This window comes from Streptomyces thermospinosisporus (assembly GCF_039526425.1).
GTDB classification, from domain to species: domain Bacteria; phylum Actinomycetota; class Actinomycetes; order Streptomycetales; family Streptomycetaceae; genus Streptomyces; species Streptomyces thermocarboxydovorans.
This window is the reverse complement of sequence record NZ_BAAAIZ010000003.1, coordinates 1-19,338: the sequence shown is the minus strand read 5'-3', so window position 1 is coordinate 19,338 and position 19,338 is coordinate 1. Positions and strand designations below refer to the sequence as shown.

Here is a 19,338-nt window from a genome sequence, read left to right as displayed (position 1 = left end):
GTCTCCCGTGCCCAGGAGCACACACGACGACACGCACGACGACACGCACGACGACACGCACGACGACACGCACGACGACACGCACGACGACACGAACGACGAGAACGCGACGGCCCACGACGAGACGACTGCCGACAACCGCACGGTTGTCGACGAGCGCGCGGCCGCGGACGAGGCGGCGACGGCGCTCGCTCTCGCCGCCCGCGCGGGGGACCCGCAGGCCGTCGAGCAGTTCGTGCGCGCGCTGCAGCGCGACGTCCGCCGCTACGTCACGTATCTCAGCGCCGACCCGCAGGCCGCCGACGACCTGGCCCAGGACACGTTCCTGCGGGCGCTGTGCAGCCTGCACCGCTTCGAGGGCCGTTCCTCGGCCCGTACCTGGCTGCTGGCCATAGCCCGCCGCACAGTGATCGACAGCCGCCGGCGCAGCACCGCCCGGCCGCGCCCGGCTGACACCGAGGACTGGCAGACCGCCGCCGAGCGCACCCAGCCGCGCGGCCTGCCCGGCTTCGAGGACGGCATCGCCCTCGCCGAACTGCTGGAGGCGCTGCCCGGCGAGCGCCGGGAAGCGTTCGTGCTGACCCAACTGGTCGGACTGCCCTACGCGGAGGCGGCCGCGCTCAGCGACTGCCCGGTCGGCACGGTCCGTTCCCGCGTCGCCCGCGCCCGCTCGGCCTTGATCAAATCCCTGTACGAGGCGGAGCGGGCGGAACCCCTGGGCGTCGTGGCCTGACCGGGACGGCGTGCCCGAACGTGACCACGACTCGGAGTCGTCCACCCCCTCCTGAGCGGGCCGGGCCCGAACCGCCCGGCCCGCACGGCCCGCCCCCGTCCTCTCCTTCCGCGCCCCGGACCCCAGCTCGCACCCGCATTGCCGGTGCGGCGGCCCGGGGGCGCCGGCGCGGCACGGTCCCGGCGGCCCAGGTCCCTCGGTGCGAACAGGAACACTCACGCGCGAAGGCCGCCGGGCGGCACCCGGGAACGAATCCGCCACCACCCCGCGACCTGCCGCCACTCCCACCCACCCACCGGTCCCGGACCACCGGACAGCAGCCGACGGAGGGACGGACGGCACCGGAGGCGGCGAAGGGCGACCGAGGAGGATGGAGAACGTAAGTCGCGGGGTGTGCAGGGGTGCCGGACCCGAGCGGGTCGGCTGGGACCTGAGCGCGTCAGCCGGAACCCGAGCGGGTCAGCTCTCGCCGAGCAGCTTCTTCATCCGCTTGATCTCCGCGCTCTGCGAGGTGATGATCTCGCCGGCCATCTTCTTGGCCGGGGCGTGGGCGCCGTTGGCCTGTTCGGTCCTGGCCATCTCGACCGCGCCCTCGTGATGCTTGATCATCAGCTCCATGAAGGCGGTGTCGAAGGCCTTGCCCGAGGCGGCCTCGAGCCGCTTCATCTCCTCGGCGGTCATCATGCCGGCCATACCGTGCGAGCCGCCCCTGCCGCCCCCGCCGTGCATCGAGTGGTCCTGGGCGCCCGCGGGGGGCACCTGCTCACCCCACGACGTCAGCCAGCCGGAGAGCGTCTTGATCTCCGGGTCCTGCGCCTTCTTGATGCCGGCCGCGAGCTTCTTCACCTCGGCGGACTGCGCCCGCCCCGGCGCGAGCTCGGCCATCTCCAACGCCTGGCGGTGATGGGGGATCATCCCCTGCGCGAAGGCGACGTCGGCGGCGTTGTGCCGCTTCTGCGACGCCGACGCCGACGCCGACGCCGACGCCGACGCCGACTCCGATGCCGATGCCGACGCCGACGCCGGGGCGGACGGGGAGGCGTTGTGGCCGCCGTGCCCGGCCGAGCCGCCGCCGTCGCCGCTGCTCCCGCAGGCGGCCAGCACGAGGGCGGCCGCACCCGTGGCGGCCACGACGGCGGTACGACGGACGATGCCGGAACGGCGGACGCTGTCGGTACGACGGACGATGCCGGAACGGCGGACGCTGTCGGTACGGCGGACAAGGGAACGCTTGTGGAACATGGTGCAACTCCTCGGCGCGCGCCGTTCACGACGCGCGGTGTGAAGGGATGTCAGGGCGTGCGGAGGCACGGCACACCTCGCCGCAGGCACGGCGCGGAGGGTGCCGAGCGGGCCGCTCTATATCCGCAGGAGTTGCAGTTCGGACAGCTCGGGCGGAGCCCGGCCGTCGTGCGGCGTTCCGGGGTGCAGCGCGGCGGGCGCAGCGGCGGTAGGTGCGTCGAGCAGGGCTCCGGCCGGTGCGGGCGGGGTGTACCCCGTACCGACACCGGCGGCCGCGCACGCCGCGTCCGCGTGATCGATATGGCCCGATCCCGACCCCTCACCCGGGTGGGCGCAGGCCCCGTCCGCGTGCGGCGCGTCGTGCGCCGCGGCTCGCGTCATCTGGTGCCCGGAGCCCGCGTGGCCCGCCGGTGCCGCCCCGGGGGCGAGACCGTGCATGCCGAGCACTCCGGCCAGCACCGCCAGCACCAGCAGCACGAAGAGCCGCCCGGCCGGGCGGCTGACTGATCGCGTGCTCCTGGTCACGCGCTCATGCTACGGACCGCCCGCCGCCCCCGCGCGAGACGGGCCGGACTCGTCCGGCCCCACCCGCTCACGCCGCCGTCGGCCGTTGTCCTACGGAGCCGGACCGTCCGCCGGACCCTCCGCTGTACTCCCGGTCACCTGATCCGCCGACACCCGGTCGGTCGTTCCGGCGGTCGCCGCCAGGACGGCCAGGATGATGACGACGGCCACCGCGATGCCGAGCACGAGGGCCACCGCCCCGACCGTCGGGTGGTTCCAGAGGACGAGCGTCAGGGCTGCCGCCGCGATGACGGCACCGGTGGTCCAGGCGCGATGGTCCGTCAGCCAGCGGCCCGCGGAGCCGGTGTCGACGCCGGCGCGGCGCAGCCCGCGGCCGGCGGCCCTCGTGCTGCGGTCCGCGGCCTTGCGGACGGCGAGGGCGGGGCGCCCGGGACCGTACAGGTAGGCGAGCAGTGCCGTGATCACCGACACGACCAGCAGCGTGCGCGTGCTGTCGCGCAGGAAGCGGACGAAGGTGTCGTAGATGGCCGCGGCCGCGTCGGCGGGCAGTTCGGACGGCGGGACCGAGTCGAGGTAGACCCTTCTGACGACGGCCAGAGCGACGAGCAGCAGGACCATCATCACGCCCGCACCCGTCGCGGTGATCATCAGCATCACCCGGTGGGCCGGGTTGGTCCAGACGGCGAGCGCGGCGAGTACGACGGTCAGGACCGGCAGCCAGGTGCCGAGGATGTCCAGCAGCCGCATCGCGTCCTGTGCCTTGCCCAGCTCCTCGCTGTGGAACAGGGTGATCGTCCGGTCGGTGTCGGGGATGGCGGATGCCTTGTCGAAGCCGGCGTCGACGAGCCGCTCCCGCACCTGGTCGACGACCTCGCCCAGGTCCAGCTGGACGGTGTCGCCCTCGGCGCGCAGGGCTCCTTCGCGCTGGCCGGTGAGCATGCCGACCACCGCGGCCTGCGCACGCCGGTTGGCGCCCTCCCACGCCTGCTGGAAGACGTCGCTGGTGATGACGCGGGTGACGGTGCGGTCGACGACGGTCCGGACCGCGTTGCGCAGCGGACCCTCGAGGGACTCGGCGCCCTGCACGACGCGCGGGGGCGCCCCGGCGTCCTGGAGGGCCTTGGTGAGCGAGTCCGTCACCGCCTTGACGTCCACGTTGGCGACCACGCGGTCGGTGATCCGGTTGATCACCACGTCCTGCACGGCCGGATCCTTCGCCAGGGGGGCGACGGTCTGGACGTACCGGCCGGTGTCGGTGACCGTGTCCTGGATCCAGGCCGCTGCCACGGCGAGGGGTGCGAGCAGCAGGGCCAGTACGAGGAGGACGGAGGAGCCGGCCTGGCGCAGCCGCCGGTGGCGTATCGCCGCGTGCCGGCGCAGTCGCTCGAACTCCGCCCGTTCCTCGGCGGTGATGAGGTGGGGCTGGTCGTTCCGGTCGTGCCGGTCGGCGGATCCGCCGGAGCCCGGCGGGTCCGGGGGCGTTGCCGGGTTCATGGGGGCTTCTTTCCGAGTCCGAGTGCCTCGCGGGTGCGGCGGCCGCCGTTCATGCGGGTGCGGTGGGGGCCGTTCATGCGGGTGCGGTGGGCGCGGCGCCCGGACCCGTGGGGTGGGTTCTGCGCAGTGCGGCCCGCCAGGCGAGGGCGACCGCCGCCTCGGTCAGGCCGAGCAGCACCAGCCACAGGCCGAGCAGCCGGGTCAGGGCGTGGGCCGACTCGGCGGGCAGGGCGAGCACCACGATCCCGGCGACGATGCCGAGCACGCCGGCGGCCGCGAGGACGCCACGGTGCGGCAGATCCCTCAGGGCCAGCGCCGTGTAGAGGGTGAGGACGCCGGACACCAGCCACACCGCCCCGACGATCAGTGACAGCGCGGCGATCGTCTGCAACGGGTTCCTCAGGCACAGCACCCCGGCCAGGACGAACAGCACGGCCACGAGCAGTCCCGGCAGCCGTTCGTGTCCCTCCCGCGCGAAGACCGCCACGAACCGGAACGCCCCGGTCGCCAGCAGGTACAGGCCGATCAGCACGGCCAGGACGTGCAGGGTCGCGTCCGGCCAGACCAGCATCAGCACGCCCGGCACCAGCGTCGCCACGGCCGGTCCCAGGAGCCAGGTCCACGAACGGCCGAGGCGCGCGAGGACGTCTGCGGAGTCCTCCGGACCACGCGGCATGGTCATGGCTCCTCCTCGCGTGATCGGTGGCCGCCTCCCGACTCAGGCGGGGCGGTGTGCGAACAGGTGACCTCAGACTCCCGCCGGCCGCGCGCTGCCCGGCTCACCCCCTGCGGGTGACCCGCGTCGACGCGGCCGGGGCGGGCCCGGCAGAGGCCCACCGGCACACCGGCGCACGGGGATCAGTGCTTCAGGACGATCTTGAAGGTGATGATCAGCAGCCCGAGCAGCAGGTTGACCGACGCGGTGGCGGCCATCAGCCGCGGTGAGGCACCGGCGCGGCGGGCCGCGGCCACGGACCAGCCCACCTGGCCGGCCACGGCCACACAGAGCGCGAGCCAGAGGGCACCCCGCACGTCCAGCCCCAGCAGCGGGCTGACGGCCACCGCGACGGCCGGCGGCACGGCGGCCTTGACGATCGGCCACTCGTCGCGGCACACCTGCAGCATCACCCGCCCGTCCAGGGCCTGTTGCGCCAGCCGCGCCCCGAACAGCTGGGCATGCACATGCGCGACCCAGAACACCACCCCGGTCAGCAACAGCAGCAGCACCAGCTCGGTGCGGGGGAACTGGCCGAGCGAGCCCGCGCCGATCACCACGGAGGCGGCGAGCATGGACCCGTAGACCCCGCCGGTGTAGTCGGCGCGGGCCCGGCGGTCGGCACGGCGCGACCTGCGGGTCCGGGTCCCGGCGGGGCCGGCCGCGGCACTGGAGCCGGAACGGGAACGGGACACGCGACGCTCCTCCCGCACTCAGCGCGCCGACCCGGTCGGCCCGGCTGCCGGAGCCCGCGCCACCGGCTGCCGCGGACCGTCCTTCCGGGCAGCGGCGGGCAGGTGCGGCGTGACCAGGAAACTGGCGAGGGCGATGCCGCCGGTGGCCAGGACCGCCGCCTTCAGGCCGTTCAGCTGAGCGGAGGCGTAGGAGTCGGCCACGGCGTCGACCTCGGACGGCGGCAGCCCGGCACGCTCGGCCGCCGAGCGCACCTGATCGGTGGGGACGAAGGTGATACCGGCCTCGAGGGCGATGCCGACCTGCTCCCGGGTCTGCTCGGACAGCCGCGGGTCGTTCTCCACCTGGGCGGTGAAGGCGTGGGCCAGCGCGCCGATGAGGATGGACCCGATGAGCGCGGTGCCCAGCGCCGAGCCCAGGTTCTGCGCCGTGAACTGCAGGCCCCCGGCCTCGCTGCGTTCCTCCTCGCCCACGCCGGACTGGACGACGTTGCCGAGCTGCGAGGCGAGCAGGCCGACGCCCACGCCCAGCAGCGCCATGGCCCCGGCGAACTGGGCGTCGTCGATGGCCGGGTCGATGGTGGCCAGCAGCCACACGATGGCCGCCGTCAAGGTCACCAGGGCGAGCCGGACCACCCGGCGCGGTCCCATGATCCGCCCCAGCGACGACGCCGACAGGGAGGTGACGAACATGGTCACGGACACCGGGAGCAGCCGAAGCCCCGTCTCGAAGGCGTCGAAGCCCTGAACCACCTGCAAGTACAGCGGAATGCTGAAGAACAGGCCCAGCAGGATGAGGTTCTGGCTCGCCAGTGTCATCAGCCCGGACCGCAGCACCGGCCTGCCCAGCAGGGACAGATGCACCAGCGGGTCCGCTCCCTGGTGCTCCCGCCGCTTCTCCCAGTGCCGGAACAGGGCCAGGAGGGCCACCCCGGCCCCTACGACGAACAGCGTCGGGGCGAAGCCGAGGACGGTGAAGGGAGGATTGCGGGGCTGCACCCATCCCCAGCTGCTGCTCTGCAGCACCCCGAGCACGCCGAGCCCCAGACCGGCCGCGGACAGCACCGCACCGACGACGTCCAGCCGGGGACGCGGGCCGGCCGCGGCGGGCGCCGCGATCACCCGGCGGCACAGCAGGACGGCCACGACGACCACGACCTCGCCGGCGAACACCAGCCGCCAGGTGAGGTACGTCGTCACCCAGCCGCCCAGCAGCGGCCCGACCGCGATCCCCGCTCCGGCGAGCCCGCCGACGACCGCGTAGGCGACGGCCCGGTCCTTCCCGCTGTACGACTCGGCGACCAGGGCCGCCATGGCCGGCAGCACCATGGCGGCCCCCAGGCCCTCGATCACCGACCAGCCCAGCGTGAGCATCCACAGCGTGGGCGCCACCGCGGTCAGGGCGGACCCGACGGCATAGACGACCAGCCCCAGCAGGAACATGCGGCGGCGTCCCAGGATGTCCCCGAACCTGCCGCCGATGATCATGAAGGCGGCCATGACCAGCGCATAGAGGGTGATCACGGCCTGGATGGCGGTGACCTCGGTGCCGAAGTCCTCGACCAACTGGCTGATGGACACGTTCATCACCGAGGTGTCCAGGACCATCAGGAACTGGGCGGTGCCGAGGACGATCAGAGCCCGCCAGTGCTTCACACCGTCCACCTCGCAGAGTCGTCCGGCTCGGGCAGGCCGCCGGAGCCGACCGTGGGCGGTGAGCCGGCGCTCGCCTCGCTCCCATCGCAGCCCAGGGACGGGCCCGGTACCTCACCCGCCACGGGGGAACGGGGGCGCGCCGCCCCTGACCCGGCAACGCCCCGGCGAGGTCGTACCGCGGCATCGGCCGATCGGATGATGCCGCTTCGAGCGTGATGGCCGATGCCGGGCACCCGGCCCGTCGGCGACGCTCGTCGCATGACCACGGCGAGCACCAGGACGACCGCCTCTGGGCCGGTCGTCGAAGTCAGCGGCCTGCGCAAGTCCTACGGCGGGCGGACCGTCGTCGACGGCGTCTCCTTCGCGGTCGAGGAGGGCGAGATCTTCGGGATCCTCGGCCCGAACGGTGCCGGCAAGACCACCACCGTCGAGTGCGTCGAGGGCCTGCGCCTCCCCGACGCGGGCCGCATCCGTGTCGCCGGGCTCGACCCGGTCGCCGACCACGAGGCGGTGACGCGGGTCCTCGGCGCCCAGCTGCAGGAGAGCGAGCTCCAGCCCAAGCTCACCGTGCGCGAAGCGCTTCAGCTGTACGCCGCCCTGTACCCGAGCCCCGCCGACTGGCGTCCGCTCGCCGAACGCCTCGGCCTCACCGGGCAGCTCGCCACCCGGTTCGCCCAGCTCAGCGGCGGCCAGAAGCAGCGCCTGTTCATCGCGCTCGCGCTGGTCGGCAACCCGAGGATCGTGGTGCTCGACGAGCTGACCACCGGGCTCGACCCGCGCGCCCGCCGCGACACCTGGCAGCTCATCGAGGACGTCCGCGCCCGCGGCGTCACCGTCCTCCTCGTCACGCACTTCATGGAGGAGGCGCAGCGCCTGTGCGACCGGATCGCCCTGATCGACAACGGGCGGATCGCCGCGCTCGACACACCCCGCGGGCTGATCGGCCGCGCGGCGGGCTGCACCGTCATCTCGTTCACACCGTCGGAACCCCTCGACGACGAGGAGGTGGCCGCGCTGCCCGCGCTCGCCTCCGTCGAGCACAAGGACGGCCGGATCACGCTCGGCGGCACCGACGAGACCGTCAACGCGGTCATCTCGCTCCTCGCCCGGCGCCGGATCACCGCGCACCAGCTCCGCGTCACCGACGCCACGCTCGACGACGCCTTCCTCGACCTGACGACGACCTGATGCCCGAGACGCCGCTCACGGGACACCCGGACGGGAGCCGGACCATGACCGCCACTCAGACCCCCGATCAGACCCCCGATCAGACCCCCGACCAGACGCCCGATCAGACCCCCGACCAGACGCCCGATCAGACCGCCGATCAGACGTCCGACCGGACCACCGCCCGCCGGGGCGCCTCCCCCCGCAACGCCGTGCTGCGAGCCGAGGCCCGGCTCTTCGGCCGTGAACCCGGCAACCTCTTCTGGATCCTGGTGTTCCCGCCCCTGCTGCTGGCGATCCTCGGCTGCATCCCGCCGTTCCTGAAGGTCAGCGACGATCTCGGCGGCATCCGGCTCATCGACACCTATGTGCCCGTGGCCGTGCTGGTCGCCCTGATCGCGGCCGGAGTGCAGGCGATGCCGCCCGTCGTCACCGGCTACCGGGAGCGCGGCATCCTGCGCCGCATGTCGGCGACCCCGGTCCGCCCGTCCGCCCTGCTGTCCGCGCAGATGGCCCTGCACGGCGCCGCGGCCCTGGCGTCTGCGCTGCTGTCGCTCGCGGTGGGCCGGCTCGCCTTCGGCGTACAACTGCCGCAGCAGCCGTTCGGATACGTCCTCGCCCTGCTGCCGGCGGTCGCCGCCGCGCTGGCCATGGGTGCCCTGGTGGCGGCGCGTGCCCGCACCGCGAAGATCGCGGCCGCGGTCGGCTCCGCGGTGTTCTTCCCGAGCATGTTCTGCGCGGGCGTCTGGGTGCCCGTGGCCGCCATGCCGGACGTGCTCGCCCGCGTGGTCGGGTTCACCCCGTTCGGCGCGGCGGCCCGCGCCCTCGACCAGGCGGCCGCGGGCGACTGGCCGTCGCTGTCCCACCTGGGTGTGCTCGCCGCCTGGGCGGTGCTGCTGACGGCCGCGGCGAGCCGCTGGTTCCGGTGGGAGTAGGACGGCGCCCGTGCAGACTGGGGGGATGACGGCGGCGGACACGGACATCGAGCGGCGCTGGGAGCTGTTCCGCAGGTGGGGGCCGTACGGACTGCTCGGCGGCGCGACGATCCTGTCGGCGGCCACCGCCGAGCTGATGCCGAGCACGGCCGAACGGTACGCGGCCGCGGTGCTGGTGCTCGCGGCGTTCGCGCTGCAGCTGTACTGGGGTCGGGCCGGCCGGTCCCGCCCCGGGCCGACGCCCGCCGGGGCGGTGTACTACACCCTGCGCTGGGCGCTCGGCTTCGCGCTCACCTGGCTGAACCCCTTCTTCGCGTTCTACGCCGTCACCGGCTACTTCGACGCCGACAAGCTGCTTCCCGGAGGGAAACGGTGGCAGCGGGCCGGGCCGTTCGCCTGCTCGGTGGCGGTGGCCGGTTCGCAGGCCGGCGGGATGCCGTTCCGCAGCGGGGCCCAGTGGGCCCTGTTCGCCGGGCTGCTGGTGGTCAACAACGTGCTGCTGACGGTGATCAGCGACCTCTCCGCACAGGAGGAGGAACGCTCCCGCGTCCGAGCCGCCACCATCGCCGAACTCGAACGCACCAACGCCGCCCTCCAGCAGGCCCTCGACGAGAACGCCGCCCTGCACGCCCAACTCCTGCTGCAGGCAAGGGAAGCGGGCATCGCCGACGAGCGCAGGCGGCTGGCCGCGGAGATCCACGACACCATCGCGCAGGGCCTGACCGGCATCATCGCCCAGCTCCAGGTCGTCGCGAGCACACCCGACCCGGCGGCCGCCCACGAGCATGTGCGGCGCGCCGCCGACCTCGCCCGCCACAGCCTCGGCGAGGCCCGCCGCGCGGTGCAGAACCTCGCACCCGTGGCCCTGACCCACGACGGACTGCCCCAGGCCCTGGAGAAACTGGTCGCCCGGTGGTCCGAACAGAACGGCGTACGGGCCGACTTCACGCTCACCGGCACGGAGGAGCACCTGCACGCCGAGGTGTCGGCGACGCTGCTGCGCATCACCCAGGAGGCCCTGGCCAACGCCGCCCGGCACGCGTCCGCCTCGCGCGTCGGCGTCACGCTCAGCTTCATGGGCGACGAGGTCACCCTCGACGTGCGCGACGACGGCCGGGGCTTCGACCCGCTGACGCTGCCCGAGCGCACCGGAACCGGCGGCTTCGGCCTCGACGGCATGCGCGCCCGCGCCGAACGCATCGCCGGCTCGCTGACCGTCGAGTCCGAACCGGGGTACGGCACGGCGGTGTCGGCCCGCGTACCGTTGGTGCGCCATGACCGATGACGTGACCGATGACGAGAGCGTCGCCGTGCCCGAGGACGCCGTGCCCGGGGACGCCGTGCCCGAGGACGCCGTGCCCGGGGACGCCGTGCCCGGGGACGCCGCGATCTCCCTGCTCGTCGTCGACGACCATCCCGTGGTGAGGGACGGGCTGCGGGGCATGTTCGAGTCCGCGCCCGGCTTCACCGTGCTCGGCGAGGCGGCGAACGGTGTGGAGGCGGTCGCGCTGGTCGCCGAACTCGACCCGGACGTGGTCCTGATGGACCTGCGCATGCCGGGCGGCGGCGGGGTCGACGCCATCGCCGAACTGACCCGCCGCGGCGCCCGCGCCAAGGTCCTGGTCCTGACCACGTACGACACGGACTCCGACACCATCCCCGCGATCGAGGCGGGCGCGACGGGCTATCTGCTGAAGGACGCCCCGCGCGAGGAGCTGTTCGCCGCGGTGCGCGCGGCGGCGGAGGGCCGCACGGTGCTGTCCCCGGCGGTGGCCTCCCGCCTGGTCTCCGCGGTCCGCGCCCCCGCCCCCGCCAACGAGCCCCTCTCACCCCGCGAACGCGAGGTCCTCGCCCTGGTCGCCAAGGGCACCTCCAACCGCGAGATCGCCCGCGAGCTGTTCATCAGCGAGGCCACGGTGAAGACCCATCTCACCCACCTCTACGCCAAGCTGGGCGTCAACGACCGTGCGGCAGCGGTGGCGACGGCGTACGAACGGGGCATCCTGGGCGCCGGGCCGGCCGCCCTGCGATCTCCCGGTACTCGTCGATCGTGATGAGCCCGGCTTCCCACTCCTTGCGGGCTTCCTCGCGGGCCTGTCGGCGGGGGAACTCGAGCGCCTGCACGCTGGAGGTGTCGAAGCGGACGATCCACTCGTCATCGAGGTCCGGGTCGAAGCCGGAGGCGATCAGGTTGAGGTGCGGCAGCTCCGTGTGGTCCCAGAACTGGTACTCCTCGCGGTCGGCGTTCGCGTAGGTCCGCTCGGAGGCGTTGCCGACGATGCTTTCGGGCACGCCGAAGGCGGCCAGGATCTCGCCCTTGGCCGTGCTGGACAGCGTTTCGTAGGCCATCTCGCGGGGCCGGGCGGAGGTGTCGACGTAGGTGACGCCGCCGGGGCCGGTGCCGACGAGGGTGAGCTGTCCGGCGTTGTGCGCGCCGGGGGCCAGCCGCTTCTGTCCGGCGTTGTGCGCGCCGGGGGCCAGCCGCTTCTGGATGCGTTCGACTTCCCGCGGGTCGACGCCGTCCAGGTCGATACCGATGATGCCGCCGGGGCGGCCGTCGTTGTCGATGAAGCTGATGTTGTACGTGCGGGCCTTGACGTCCAGGTCGACGGACAGGCCCGCAGCCTCGAGCGGGGTTACCCCACAGTAAGGATCTGTTGGGTGAGGGTCCCGGATCCAGATGACGTGCCTGGGCAGCAGCTCCCGGACGTGGCCGCTGTAGTCCGTGAACTCGAAGTGCTTCACGTAGTCGGCGTTGCGGTCGTCGGGGATGATCTGGACGCGGTCGGGGGGAAGGAGGTCCAGGCGGACGAGGGTGCCGCCGCGTGAGTAGGTCTTCTCGATGAACACGCCCTTCTTGGACAGAAGGAGTTGCGCGCTCAGCCGCTTCTTGAAGACGTCGCCGGTTTCCAGCGGATTCGCCTGCTTGTTGAGGAGCTTCAACAGCGGGTGGCTGTCGAGCGTCTCCTCGAAGCGTCGTTCGTCGCCGCCGCGGCCGATCTGGATGGGGAGGGTGCTGGCGTGCTTGCTGATCGCTTCGACGGACTTGAAGGTCCAGATGGACCGTTCGTAGCCCTCGACAATGACGCGCTCCATGTCCCAGCCGTCCGCGCGGCCGGGTGTGCCCCATACGTTGGTGACGCCGGCGTACGTCATCGACACGTAGGCGTTGCCCGCGAGGAGGTCCTTCGTCTCGGTGGGTGGTGCGGCCGCGGCGGTGCGGGGGACGAGGAGTCCGCGGAGTGTGGGGAGGAACTGGCGGGCCATCAGGCGGCCCCCTCGTTCTCGTGCTCACGGGTGGTGAGCCACAGGCCGACGAGTACGACCGCCAGGGAGACGCCGATCCAGCCCAGCGGGGCGCAGAGGGCGAACGCGCAGCCGGTGAGGCCGCCGTATCCGAGGAGGCAGACGGCGGCGCGGGCGATGTGCGCCCAGCGTGCGGCGGTCGGCTTCGGGCGTATGAGGATGCCCGTGGTCAGGAGGCCGGCCATCGCTGCGGAGAGTCCGGCGGCCCAGTGGAGTGCGCCCAACGCGCCGAGGACGCCGAGCAGGCCGAACGCGGTGAGGAACAGGCCGGCGGCTTCACGCGCGAGCGCCCAGGAGGTTCGCTGAGTAGTCACGCCGCGCAGGTTGGGCAGTGGGCGGCGTTAGTGTCGCGCGGTCAGCGTGGGGGCCGGGACACTCCTCCGACGTAGGCTTCGATGCCGCGGCGCTGGATACGGCCGCCGGGGACGACGCGGGCGTTTCGGGGCGGGACGGGGATCTTCCGCTTCGCGCGGGTGCTCTGGTCTCCACCGATCAGGTGCCGGTTGTCGATCTTGGCCGCGCAGTCCTGCCCGGTGACTTCGTCGTACGGGCGCCTGCACCCCTTGCAGTAGACCTCGAGCGCGTCGATGCGCAGGCCCTCGGTCGCCTTGAAGCTGCCGCGGTAGTCGGCCACCTTCGCGACCTTCGGCGCGACCTCGATCTCCGCGGCGACGACCCAGACGTGCGACAGGTCGGGCTTCGCCTCGTCCGCAGGGGCCTCGGCCGGGCTGTCGGGTTCGGGCGTGGGCTCCTCCACGGTCTTGGTCTCGGGTGCGGGCGGCGCGTCCTCCGGGGCGAGCCAGGAGCACAGGGACTCTTGCAGGTGTGCCCTGCCGGTCTTGGACGAGAGGGGAGCTATCGCGGTAGTCACCGTTCCTCCGGGTCGCTGCGGGGTGACGTAAAGCGTCAACCCCCTTCACAGCCCAAACGTCAACGACGGTGATCTGTTACACGTCGTGCTCTGCTCTGTCCTCTACCAGCCGTGCACGGAGAACGGTTCGCCCTTGCGCCAGTGGGAGATGCCCAGCGCGTTGTAGGGAACGGTGTTGTCCGGCAGGTGGTCAGCGTCGTGCCAGGAAAGGCCGGCGCACTTGTGGGGCTCCATGTTGCGGGGTTCGCCTTCCCAGTGCCGGGCGGCGAAGAACCAGCCGACTCGGGGTTCGCCTTCGGGGTTCCGGAAGTGCATGACGTGCACGATCCGTAGGGCGTCTCGCTCGATGGTGACGCCGACCTCTTCAAGGGCCTCTCGCCGTACGGCGTCGAACACGTCCTCATCGTCGTCGAGCTTGCCGGAGGGGAGGTTCAGCATCCCGTCGGCGTAGCCGGTGCCTCGGCGTTCAGCGAGGCACACGGCGCCGTTGCGCTCCAGAATGAGCATCACGTCGTTCACGGGCTGCTGGGGCACTTGCTTCGTCCTCCGACCGGTGGGCGCTTCCCGGGAGGGGACTCTAGCGGGGATCAGACCGCGACCAGCCCCATCTCCTCAACTCGCTTCATCGTCCACTGGACACGCTCGCTGACCGTCAGTCCCACGGGCATTTCCAGCATCGGCACGCCCATGGTCCGGCACGCCTCGTAGATGGCCGTGTCTGCGTCGTCCTGGAGGTCCAGGACCTTCTCCCGCATGCGGTCGCCGCCGGCCTTCTGGTCGTAGCGGTCACGGCAGTACACGACGGCGTCGTAGGCGATTGGCATCCAGGCCCGGCACAGGGCTTCCGCGGCGGCCAGGACGGCGCCGGTGCCCGGTTCGGTGGGGTCGAGGACCAGGCCCGCGAGGGCGAGCACGTTCGCGGGGGTCTTGTCGGTGATGAGGACCTGGTGGTGACGAGCGGCGCGCAGGGGCACGGTGAAGTGCTGGGCGAGCAGGTCCAGCTCTGCGACGAGGTCGAAGTTCCCTTCTCCGTGGAGCACGATGCTCTCCATGAGGGGGCTGGTGCGGGCCGGTTCGCCGGTGCACGTGACGTTCACGCCCTGCTCTCGTAGGTGGGCGGTCAGCGCGTGGACGTACGTCGTCTTGCCCGCGGCTTGGGTGCCTTCGACGGCGATAACGCGGCACTCGCGGATGGGCACGGTTCCTCCAGGAGGGCGGTGAAGGTGGGCGTTTCGAGCCAGGACCAGGCGCCCTTGGCGCCTTCGGCGAGGACCTGGTTGACGTTCAGGCTGGTGTCCGGCCGTTGAGCGAGACCGGCGGTGAGGGCGGCAACGTAGGCGGTGGACACGGAGTGCCGGAGGTTCAGCACGCTGACCCGTTCCCGGCCCTCGGCGTCGCCGTCCTCGACCCAGGACCGGTGCCAGGCCGGCATGGACTTCTTGAGCAGTTCGGGCTGGGTGACGTCGAGGCCGAGTTCGGTGCACACGTCGACCAGGCGGCGGGAGGTCCCGGTGAGGAGGTGTCCCGCGTCGTACCGGGTGTCCACGTAGTGGCTGCTCTCGGGGTCGGCGTCGCGCCGCTGCCGCCACTGCTCCCGGGCCGCTTCAAGGATCGGGACAGCGTCCGTGGGGGCGTTGGCCTGGAGGACGGACAGGTCTGAACAGAACTGGTGGCCGGTGATGATGGTGGCCGTCTCCGCGGCTGAGGCCACGCACGCCGCAGCGTGCCGGATCAGGGCGTCCATCTCGCCGGGCTCGTCGACGTAGACGCTGGTCCACTCGAACGGTGTCGTCGACAGGTCGGGGGTCCGGTCTGCGGGCAGGTCGAGCCACGCCACGCTGTAGCAGAAGGGCCGTTGCCCGTTCTTGATCTTGTAGTTCTTCGTCCATTCGACGTCGATGGACGCGACCCGGATCGTTCCGGTGCGTGGGGTAGGCGGCTCCAACGCGCGAGCGGTGGGCATGCTGCTCGTGATGATCATGTGGTGTCTTCCTGGTGTCCGGTCGGGCCTTGCCAACGGGGCCCGACCGGACCGTACTAGGCGGCTTCCCTGCCCGAAGCCGAGTCGGGTCAGGCGGGGGTGTGCTGGGTTGAGAGCACGCCTCCCAGGAGGGAGGGAGCGGCCTCCCACGCCACCTGTCGAAGCATGTCCTCGACGTTCAGCTTGTCCTCCCAGTGCAGGCGGCGGGCGTGCTTGCCGCCGAGGAGAGCGGTGGTGACGGCGGACGAGAGGACGCTGCAGGCGAGGCCGTCGTGCGAGACCTTCTCGCGCCGTTGCCCGGCCAGGGCCTCGCACGCTTCCTGCGCCCGCGCCTGCTGGTGGGCGCCGGCGAACTGTCCGAGCGGGACCAGGTCGTGTGCCAGGGCGGTGTCGCTGACGAGTCCGGCCGGCCCGAGGTCGTGACTGGTGTCCACGCAGCGGGCGGTGGCCGGGTCGCGGCGGGCACGGTTCTTCCAGGCGTCCGCGAGGGCGGTCACGCCCGGATACCGTGGCTCGCCCTCGGCGCGGGGGAGCTGCTGCAGGACGTGCAGGTCGTCAGCACCGCTGTGCCAGGCGACGATCTGAGCCTTCCGCCGGGCCTGCACGAGCACGACGTCGAGTTGCCGTGCGATGGCCGTCGTCTCCTCCGGAGACTCCGGAAGCAGGACCCGGTAGCCGAAGTTCGCGAGGGGCGCGGAGACCTCGAGGGAACGGGTGCGGTGGACCTTCATGAACACCGCGGCGGAGCCCATGAGGACTATGTCCCCATCGGCTTCCCCCCAGATCAGAGAGAGCCCGGTCAGCCAGGTGGCCGGCTTCTGCACGGGCCGGGTCACCGAGCCGAACGGCGTCTCGGGCCAGGCCAAGTTCGTCCGTTCCAGCACGTCACACCCCCTGGGCCACGGCGTGGATCGAGCGGCCGACGTACTTCGAGACGTGGTTCTCCTTGAAGCGGTACCGCTTCCAGATTTCGCTGATGGGCTCCTCCAGGACGTTGCCCAGGTTCTCCCAGAGGTCCGGCGCGTCGTAGACCGGCCAGGCGCGCGCCGTTCCGTTCGGCTCGATGACGATCATGTGGCCCTCGTTCTCCGGGGTCCATGCCGTCAGCCGCAGGGCCGGGGACCACTGCATCTCGGCCCGCTGCTCCTTGAGCCGCGCGAAGGTGGTCTCTGCCTCCTCGGTGGTGATGAACTCGTGGTCGGCGAGGTTCAGGGCGTTGCCCTTGCGTAGCGGCAGGATCAGCTTCACCTTCGTCGCGCCGAGGACGTCGGCGATCTGCACGGTGTACGGCAGCACGGACAGGGTGGAGCGGTAGACGACGGCCGACAGGGCGAGGGGGATACCGGCCTCCTGCAGCGCGCGAACGCCGGCCATGGTCTTGTCGTAGTCGCCGCGCACGCGCTTGAAGGTGGCGCGTGGGCCCTCGAACCCGACGTTGGCGTACGCGATCTTCCCGGCGATGTTGCGCGCGTGGTCCAGGGCGTGCGTGGCGTTCGTGGGGACGGCAACGATGTGGTGGCCGGTGAAGATGTCGACGACTTCCCCGAAGTCTTTCCGCATCAGCGGCTCGCCGCCGGACAGGAAGACCCGGGCGACGCCGGCGAGGTGCTGGCGGATCTGGTCGAGCTGTTCGAGGGTCGGATCGGGCATCCGCAGGGTCTCGGAGCAGAACGAGCAGTCGTAGTCACAGAACTTCGTGACCTGCATGATCACCGAGAGCGGCGCCTGGAGCGTGGCCGCGATCGTGGCCACGTCGGCGTCTTTCGGGGCGTCGAAGTGCTGACCGTTGAACGCATACCCGACGCCGCCGCCGAGGTCCCTGTGCCTCTGCGGCGGCACGGTGAGCATCCCGAGGTCGGTCATGGTGTTCCTCCGTTGTCGATCCGAGGGGAGCGGCTGTTGCGCGCGCCCCGAGGGCCCGGCGCTGGGGCCTACGAGGGGGACGTTGGCCCCAGCGCCGTTCTCCGCCCGTGCCGACTGCCGTTGTCATGCGGGCGGAGCTTGCTGCCTGCCCGATGGCCGCAGAGCGAGTGTCATGAGGCCACCGGGCAGGGGATCTATGCGGCCGCGGCCAGGCCCTCGAGCAGCTCGTCGAGGCGGACGACCGTGAAAGAGCGGAGGCGCCGCACGAGTTGCGAGGCGAGGAAGGTTCCGAGGTTCCGGTGGCCGTAGGGCAGAGGGGCGTCAGGCTGTGCGACGACCCTCACCCCGTGTCCGTCCAGGCCGTACAGGGTTCCGGTGACCCCGTAGAGGGGCGCGCTCTTGACCAGGAAGACCAGGGGGTCGCCTTCGAGGTGCGGGCAGAGTCGTGCGGCGGCGCGCGCGTGCTTGCGGCACACGGGCGGCTGGTTGGTGATGATGCTCGGCTGGTCCAGGTCCTCGTCGCGGGGGCCGGCCAGGAAGATGAAGCCCAGCGGAGTACGCGCTGGCTGCGCGCAGACCTGGCAAACCATCGTCTGCATGCAGGCCATCTGCCGGTGGGGGTGCATCAGCTTCCACTGGGGCTCGCCGGTGATGCGGCCTTCGCCGTCGACGGGGTTCCACCCGCAGCGGGCCCAGAGCACGCCGCGCGGGTCGCGGTCTCGCGGGTCTTCGTCGGCGTAGTACAGCCGTGGGCCGGAACGGTGCCGGGTGATGATCAGGTTGTCCGGTGCTGCGTCTTCCCCTGCCCGCTGCGTGATGTAGGGGACCAGGGGGAGGGCTCTGTCGTTCGTCTGCACGGCCCGCGGGTTGTACGTCAGGCGGAGGGACGGGAAGGTCACGGCTCCTCCGTAAGGCACTGGTTGGTCACCAGGAGTTCGAGGAGTTCGTTGAGCGTCCACGCCATCTGTCGGACGTGTCTGACGGCCCGGCGGTGATCGCTGGGGGTCTCCTCGCTGCGGATCTCGCGGCCCCGAGCGACGAGGTCCGCGACGCGCTCGTCTCGCTCGTCGATCCGGGAGGTGATGGCGAGGTTCACCAGCCGCATCAGGTGGCCTCGGAGCCGCTGGGCGTGTTCGTCGACCTCGTCCTCGGTGGGCGAGTAGTCGTCGAGCACGGCCGCGTCGTCGTCGAGTAAGGAGCCGTCGACGTACGGCGCCCAGCGCTGCACCTTTTCGAGGACCCTCCGTAAGCCGTCCTCGGTGAAGGGCGGCACGGCCGCGCGAACGGGATGGGCCCAGCCCGGGGAGAGGACGGTCGTCATGCCTCAGTCGCCTCCGGCATGGCGAGCAGGCACCAGGTCTCGGCGCCGGTGGCGTCGGTCCCCCAGTCACCGCCCCGGCCCTTGGTGAGGGCGTCGACCAGCAGCAGGCCACGCCCCGATTCCTCGGTGTCCTTGGGGTGCTGGGCGGTGCACGCGCCGGGCATGCCGTCTCGCACCCTCACGCACAGGAACCCGTCCTCTTCCACGGTGATACTCAGGCTGATCTCCGTGGTGCCGCTGTGCTGGATGGCGTTGGTCAGCAGTTCCGAGACCACGAGCATCACGTCGTCCAGCATCGAGTCGAGTCCGCAGTAGCGGAGTCGCGCGGCCGCGATGCGGCGCATGATCCCGACCCGGCATGCGTCCTCACGGCGGGGTGGTAAGCCTCCGCCAGGGGCGGAGACCTTGAAGCGTTCGCTCATCACGTCTCTGCCGCGGCGGCATGGGACCGCGCGAGGCGCCCGTACGGCTGTCGTCGTCATCACGTCCTCTTGGGGGTCGGTCCGCCGGCGCCACAGGAGTCACGTTCCTGTATGCGTCTGGACACTCTCAGCGAGGGTGGTGATCAGCGTGGTACTGCACGCGGTGTCATCGCCATGTCGTGGAACTGCCGTCTCGGCGCCATTGAGGGTGGCGGACTGTCACCTGACTGCAAGCCAACTGCCATCTGGGCAAGTTGTGTTGCACTGGTCTGAGACGGCGGTATCCCCTTCGTGCAAAGGGAATGATCCGTAGGTGGGCCGCCATCAGGCCGAGGCGTGATATCTGGGGGCGAAGTGAGAAGCTGTTGTCTTTCCGGACGTGAGGACTGCGTTTGCGCTGGTGGGGCATAGGGTC

General features: G+C 71.8%; 22 protein-coding genes. 5 read left to right on the top strand and 17 right to left on the bottom strand.

The window, feature by feature from the left end:
- Positions 1 to 7: 7 nt before the first annotated feature.
- Positions 8 to 733: a sigma-70 family RNA polymerase sigma factor gene (locus ABD207_RS01270; protein WP_344009274.1), complete on the top strand. Its 726-nt coding sequence runs from the start codon at positions 8 to 10 to the stop codon at positions 731 to 733.
- A gap of 459 nt (positions 734 to 1,192) precedes the next feature.
- On the opposite strand, the gene ABD207_RS01265 is transcribed toward ABD207_RS01270, so the two are convergent.
- The 6 genes from ABD207_RS01265 to ABD207_RS01240 form a co-directional block, all read right to left on the bottom strand.
- The gene (locus tag ABD207_RS01265) at positions 1,193 to 1,975 is read right to left on the bottom strand and encodes a DUF305 domain-containing protein (protein WP_344009272.1); all 783 of its coding nucleotides are present in this window, start codon (positions 1,973 to 1,975) and stop codon (positions 1,193 to 1,195) included.
- A gap of 117 nt (positions 1,976 to 2,092) precedes the next feature.
- The gene (locus ABD207_RS01260; protein WP_344009270.1) at positions 2,093 to 2,500 is read right to left on the bottom strand and encodes a DUF6153 family protein; all 408 of its coding nucleotides are present in this window, start codon (positions 2,498 to 2,500) and stop codon (positions 2,093 to 2,095) included.
- 90 nt (positions 2,501 to 2,590) lie between these two features.
- Positions 2,591 to 3,994 carry a hypothetical protein gene (locus ABD207_RS01255; RefSeq protein ID WP_344009268.1) on the bottom strand — a complete coding sequence of 468 codons (1,404 nt, stop codon included), beginning with the start codon at positions 3,992 to 3,994 and terminating at the stop codon, positions 2,591 to 2,593.
- Between the two features lie 73 nt (positions 3,995 to 4,067).
- On the bottom strand, positions 4,068 to 4,676 hold the full coding sequence (locus ABD207_RS01250; protein ID WP_344009266.1) for an HdeD family acid-resistance protein: 609 nt from the start codon (positions 4,674 to 4,676) through the stop codon (positions 4,068 to 4,070).
- 176 nt (positions 4,677 to 4,852) lie between these two features.
- Positions 4,853 to 5,404: a hypothetical protein gene (locus tag ABD207_RS01245; protein WP_344009264.1), complete on the bottom strand. Its 552-nt coding sequence runs from the start codon at positions 5,402 to 5,404 to the stop codon at positions 4,853 to 4,855.
- 18 nt (positions 5,405 to 5,422) lie between these two features.
- A complete protein-coding gene (locus ABD207_RS01240) occupies positions 5,423 to 7,057 on the bottom strand; it encodes an MFS transporter (RefSeq protein ID WP_344009262.1) in 1,635 nt (544 codons plus the stop codon).
- 258 nt (positions 7,058 to 7,315) lie between these two features.
- Between ABD207_RS01240 and ABD207_RS01235 the strand changes: the two genes are divergently transcribed.
- The 4 genes from ABD207_RS01235 (at position 7,316) to ABD207_RS01220 (ending at position 11,213) form a co-directional block, all read left to right on the top strand.
- Positions 7,316 to 8,245, top strand: a complete 930-nt coding sequence (locus ABD207_RS01235) for an ABC transporter ATP-binding protein (protein WP_344009260.1) — start codon at positions 7,316 to 7,318, stop codon at positions 8,243 to 8,245.
- 44 nt (positions 8,246 to 8,289) lie between these two features.
- The gene (locus ABD207_RS01230; protein ID WP_344009258.1) at positions 8,290 to 9,159 is read left to right on the top strand and encodes an ABC transporter permease; all 870 of its coding nucleotides are present in this window, start codon (positions 8,290 to 8,292) and stop codon (positions 9,157 to 9,159) included.
- 25 nt (positions 9,160 to 9,184) lie between these two features.
- Positions 9,185 to 10,444, top strand: coding sequence for a sensor histidine kinase (locus ABD207_RS01225; RefSeq protein WP_344009256.1), 1,260 nt, complete (start codon positions 9,185 to 9,187; stop codon positions 10,442 to 10,444).
- A gap of 85 nt (positions 10,445 to 10,529) precedes the next feature.
- Positions 10,530 to 11,213 (top strand): response regulator, encoded by a 684-nt coding sequence (locus ABD207_RS01220; protein WP_344009354.1) that lies wholly within the window; start codon positions 10,530 to 10,532, stop codon positions 11,211 to 11,213.
- Here ABD207_RS01220 and ABD207_RS01215 read toward each other — a convergent pair.
- The 11 genes from ABD207_RS01215 to ABD207_RS01165 all read right to left on the bottom strand — a co-directional run bounded on the left by ABD207_RS01215 (position 11,116) and on the right by ABD207_RS01165 (position 18,845).
- Entirely contained in the window at positions 11,116 to 12,426 is a 1,311-nt protein-coding gene (locus ABD207_RS01215) for a phage portal protein (protein WP_344009254.1), read from the bottom strand. The two genes, ABD207_RS01220 and ABD207_RS01215, sit on opposite strands and share 98 nt — an antisense overlap.
- Positions 12,426 to 12,779 (bottom strand): hypothetical protein, encoded by a 354-nt coding sequence (locus tag ABD207_RS01210; RefSeq protein WP_344009252.1) that lies wholly within the window; start codon positions 12,777 to 12,779, stop codon positions 12,426 to 12,428. Before ABD207_RS01210 ends, ABD207_RS01215 begins: the two co-directional genes overlap by 1 nt.
- A gap of 41 nt (positions 12,780 to 12,820) precedes the next feature.
- The gene (locus ABD207_RS01205) at positions 12,821 to 13,336 is read right to left on the bottom strand and encodes a hypothetical protein (protein ID WP_344009250.1); all 516 of its coding nucleotides are present in this window, start codon (positions 13,334 to 13,336) and stop codon (positions 12,821 to 12,823) included.
- A 102-nt stretch (positions 13,337 to 13,438) separates the two neighbouring features.
- Positions 13,439 to 13,870 (bottom strand): NUDIX hydrolase, encoded by a 432-nt coding sequence (locus ABD207_RS01200; protein ID WP_344009248.1) that lies wholly within the window; start codon positions 13,868 to 13,870, stop codon positions 13,439 to 13,441.
- A 53-nt stretch (positions 13,871 to 13,923) separates the two neighbouring features.
- Positions 13,924 to 14,535 carry an AAA family ATPase gene (locus ABD207_RS01195; RefSeq protein ID WP_344009246.1) on the bottom strand — a complete coding sequence of 204 codons (612 nt, stop codon included), beginning with the start codon at positions 14,533 to 14,535 and terminating at the stop codon, positions 13,924 to 13,926.
- Positions 14,457 to 15,317 (bottom strand): hypothetical protein, encoded by an 861-nt coding sequence (locus tag ABD207_RS01190; RefSeq protein ID WP_344009244.1) that lies wholly within the window; start codon positions 15,315 to 15,317, stop codon positions 14,457 to 14,459. The genes ABD207_RS01195 and ABD207_RS01190 overlap by 79 nt, the downstream gene beginning before the upstream one ends.
- Positions 15,318 to 15,406: 89 nt before the next feature.
- The gene (locus tag ABD207_RS01185) at positions 15,407 to 16,201 is read right to left on the bottom strand and encodes a hypothetical protein (protein WP_344009242.1); all 795 of its coding nucleotides are present in this window, start codon (positions 16,199 to 16,201) and stop codon (positions 15,407 to 15,409) included.
- 1 nt (position 16,202) lies between these two features.
- The gene (locus ABD207_RS01180; RefSeq protein WP_344009240.1) at positions 16,203 to 17,180 is read right to left on the bottom strand and encodes a radical SAM protein; all 978 of its coding nucleotides are present in this window, start codon (positions 17,178 to 17,180) and stop codon (positions 16,203 to 16,205) included.
- A gap of 194 nt (positions 17,181 to 17,374) precedes the next feature.
- Positions 17,375 to 18,079, bottom strand: coding sequence for a hypothetical protein (locus ABD207_RS01175; RefSeq protein WP_344009238.1), 705 nt, complete (start codon positions 18,077 to 18,079; stop codon positions 17,375 to 17,377).
- Positions 18,076 to 18,501 (bottom strand): DUF6415 family natural product biosynthesis protein, encoded by a 426-nt coding sequence (locus ABD207_RS01170; RefSeq protein WP_344009236.1) that lies wholly within the window; start codon positions 18,499 to 18,501, stop codon positions 18,076 to 18,078. Before ABD207_RS01170 ends, ABD207_RS01175 begins: the two co-directional genes overlap by 4 nt.
- Positions 18,498 to 18,845 (bottom strand): ATP-binding protein, encoded by a 348-nt coding sequence (locus tag ABD207_RS01165; protein WP_344009234.1) that lies wholly within the window; start codon positions 18,843 to 18,845, stop codon positions 18,498 to 18,500. Before ABD207_RS01165 ends, ABD207_RS01170 begins: the two co-directional genes overlap by 4 nt.
- Between the last annotated feature and the right edge of the window lie 493 nt (positions 18,846 to 19,338).

Bases quoted from the DNA above. Each gene is read 5' to 3' on its own strand.
- ABD207_RS01265 (WP_344009272.1), bottom strand. From the start codon at position 1,975: ATGTTCCACAAGCGTTCCCTTGTCCGCCGTACCGACAGCGTCCGCCGT.
- ABD207_RS01255 (WP_344009268.1), bottom strand. From the start codon at position 3,994: ATGAACCCGGCAACGCCCCCGGACCCGCCGGGCTCCGGCGGATCCGCC.
- ABD207_RS01250 (WP_344009266.1), bottom strand. From the start codon at position 4,676: ATGACCATGCCGCGTGGTCCGGAGGACTCCGCAGACGTCCTCGCGCGC.
- ABD207_RS01235 (WP_344009260.1), top strand. From the start codon at position 7,316: ATGACCACGGCGAGCACCAGGACGACCGCCTCTGGGCCGGTCGTCGAA.
- ABD207_RS01230 (WP_344009258.1), top strand. From the start codon at position 8,290: ATGACCGCCACTCAGACCCCCGATCAGACCCCCGATCAGACCCCCGAC.
- ABD207_RS01225 (WP_344009256.1), top strand. From the start codon at position 9,185: ATGACGGCGGCGGACACGGACATCGAGCGGCGCTGGGAGCTGTTCCGC.
- ABD207_RS01215 (WP_344009254.1), bottom strand. From the start codon at position 12,426: ATGGCCCGCCAGTTCCTCCCCACACTCCGCGGACTCCTCGTCCCCCGC.
- ABD207_RS01190 (WP_344009244.1), bottom strand. From the start codon at position 15,317: ATGATCATCACGAGCAGCATGCCCACCGCTCGCGCGTTGGAGCCGCCT.
- ABD207_RS01180 (WP_344009240.1), bottom strand. From the start codon at position 17,180: ATGACCGACCTCGGGATGCTCACCGTGCCGCCGCAGAGGCACAGGGAC.
- ABD207_RS01170 (WP_344009236.1), bottom strand. From the start codon at position 18,501: ATGACGACCGTCCTCTCCCCGGGCTGGGCCCATCCCGTTCGCGCGGCC.
- ABD207_RS01165 (WP_344009234.1), bottom strand. From the start codon at position 18,845: ATGCGCCGCATCGCGGCCGCGCGACTCCGCTACTGCGGACTCGACTCG.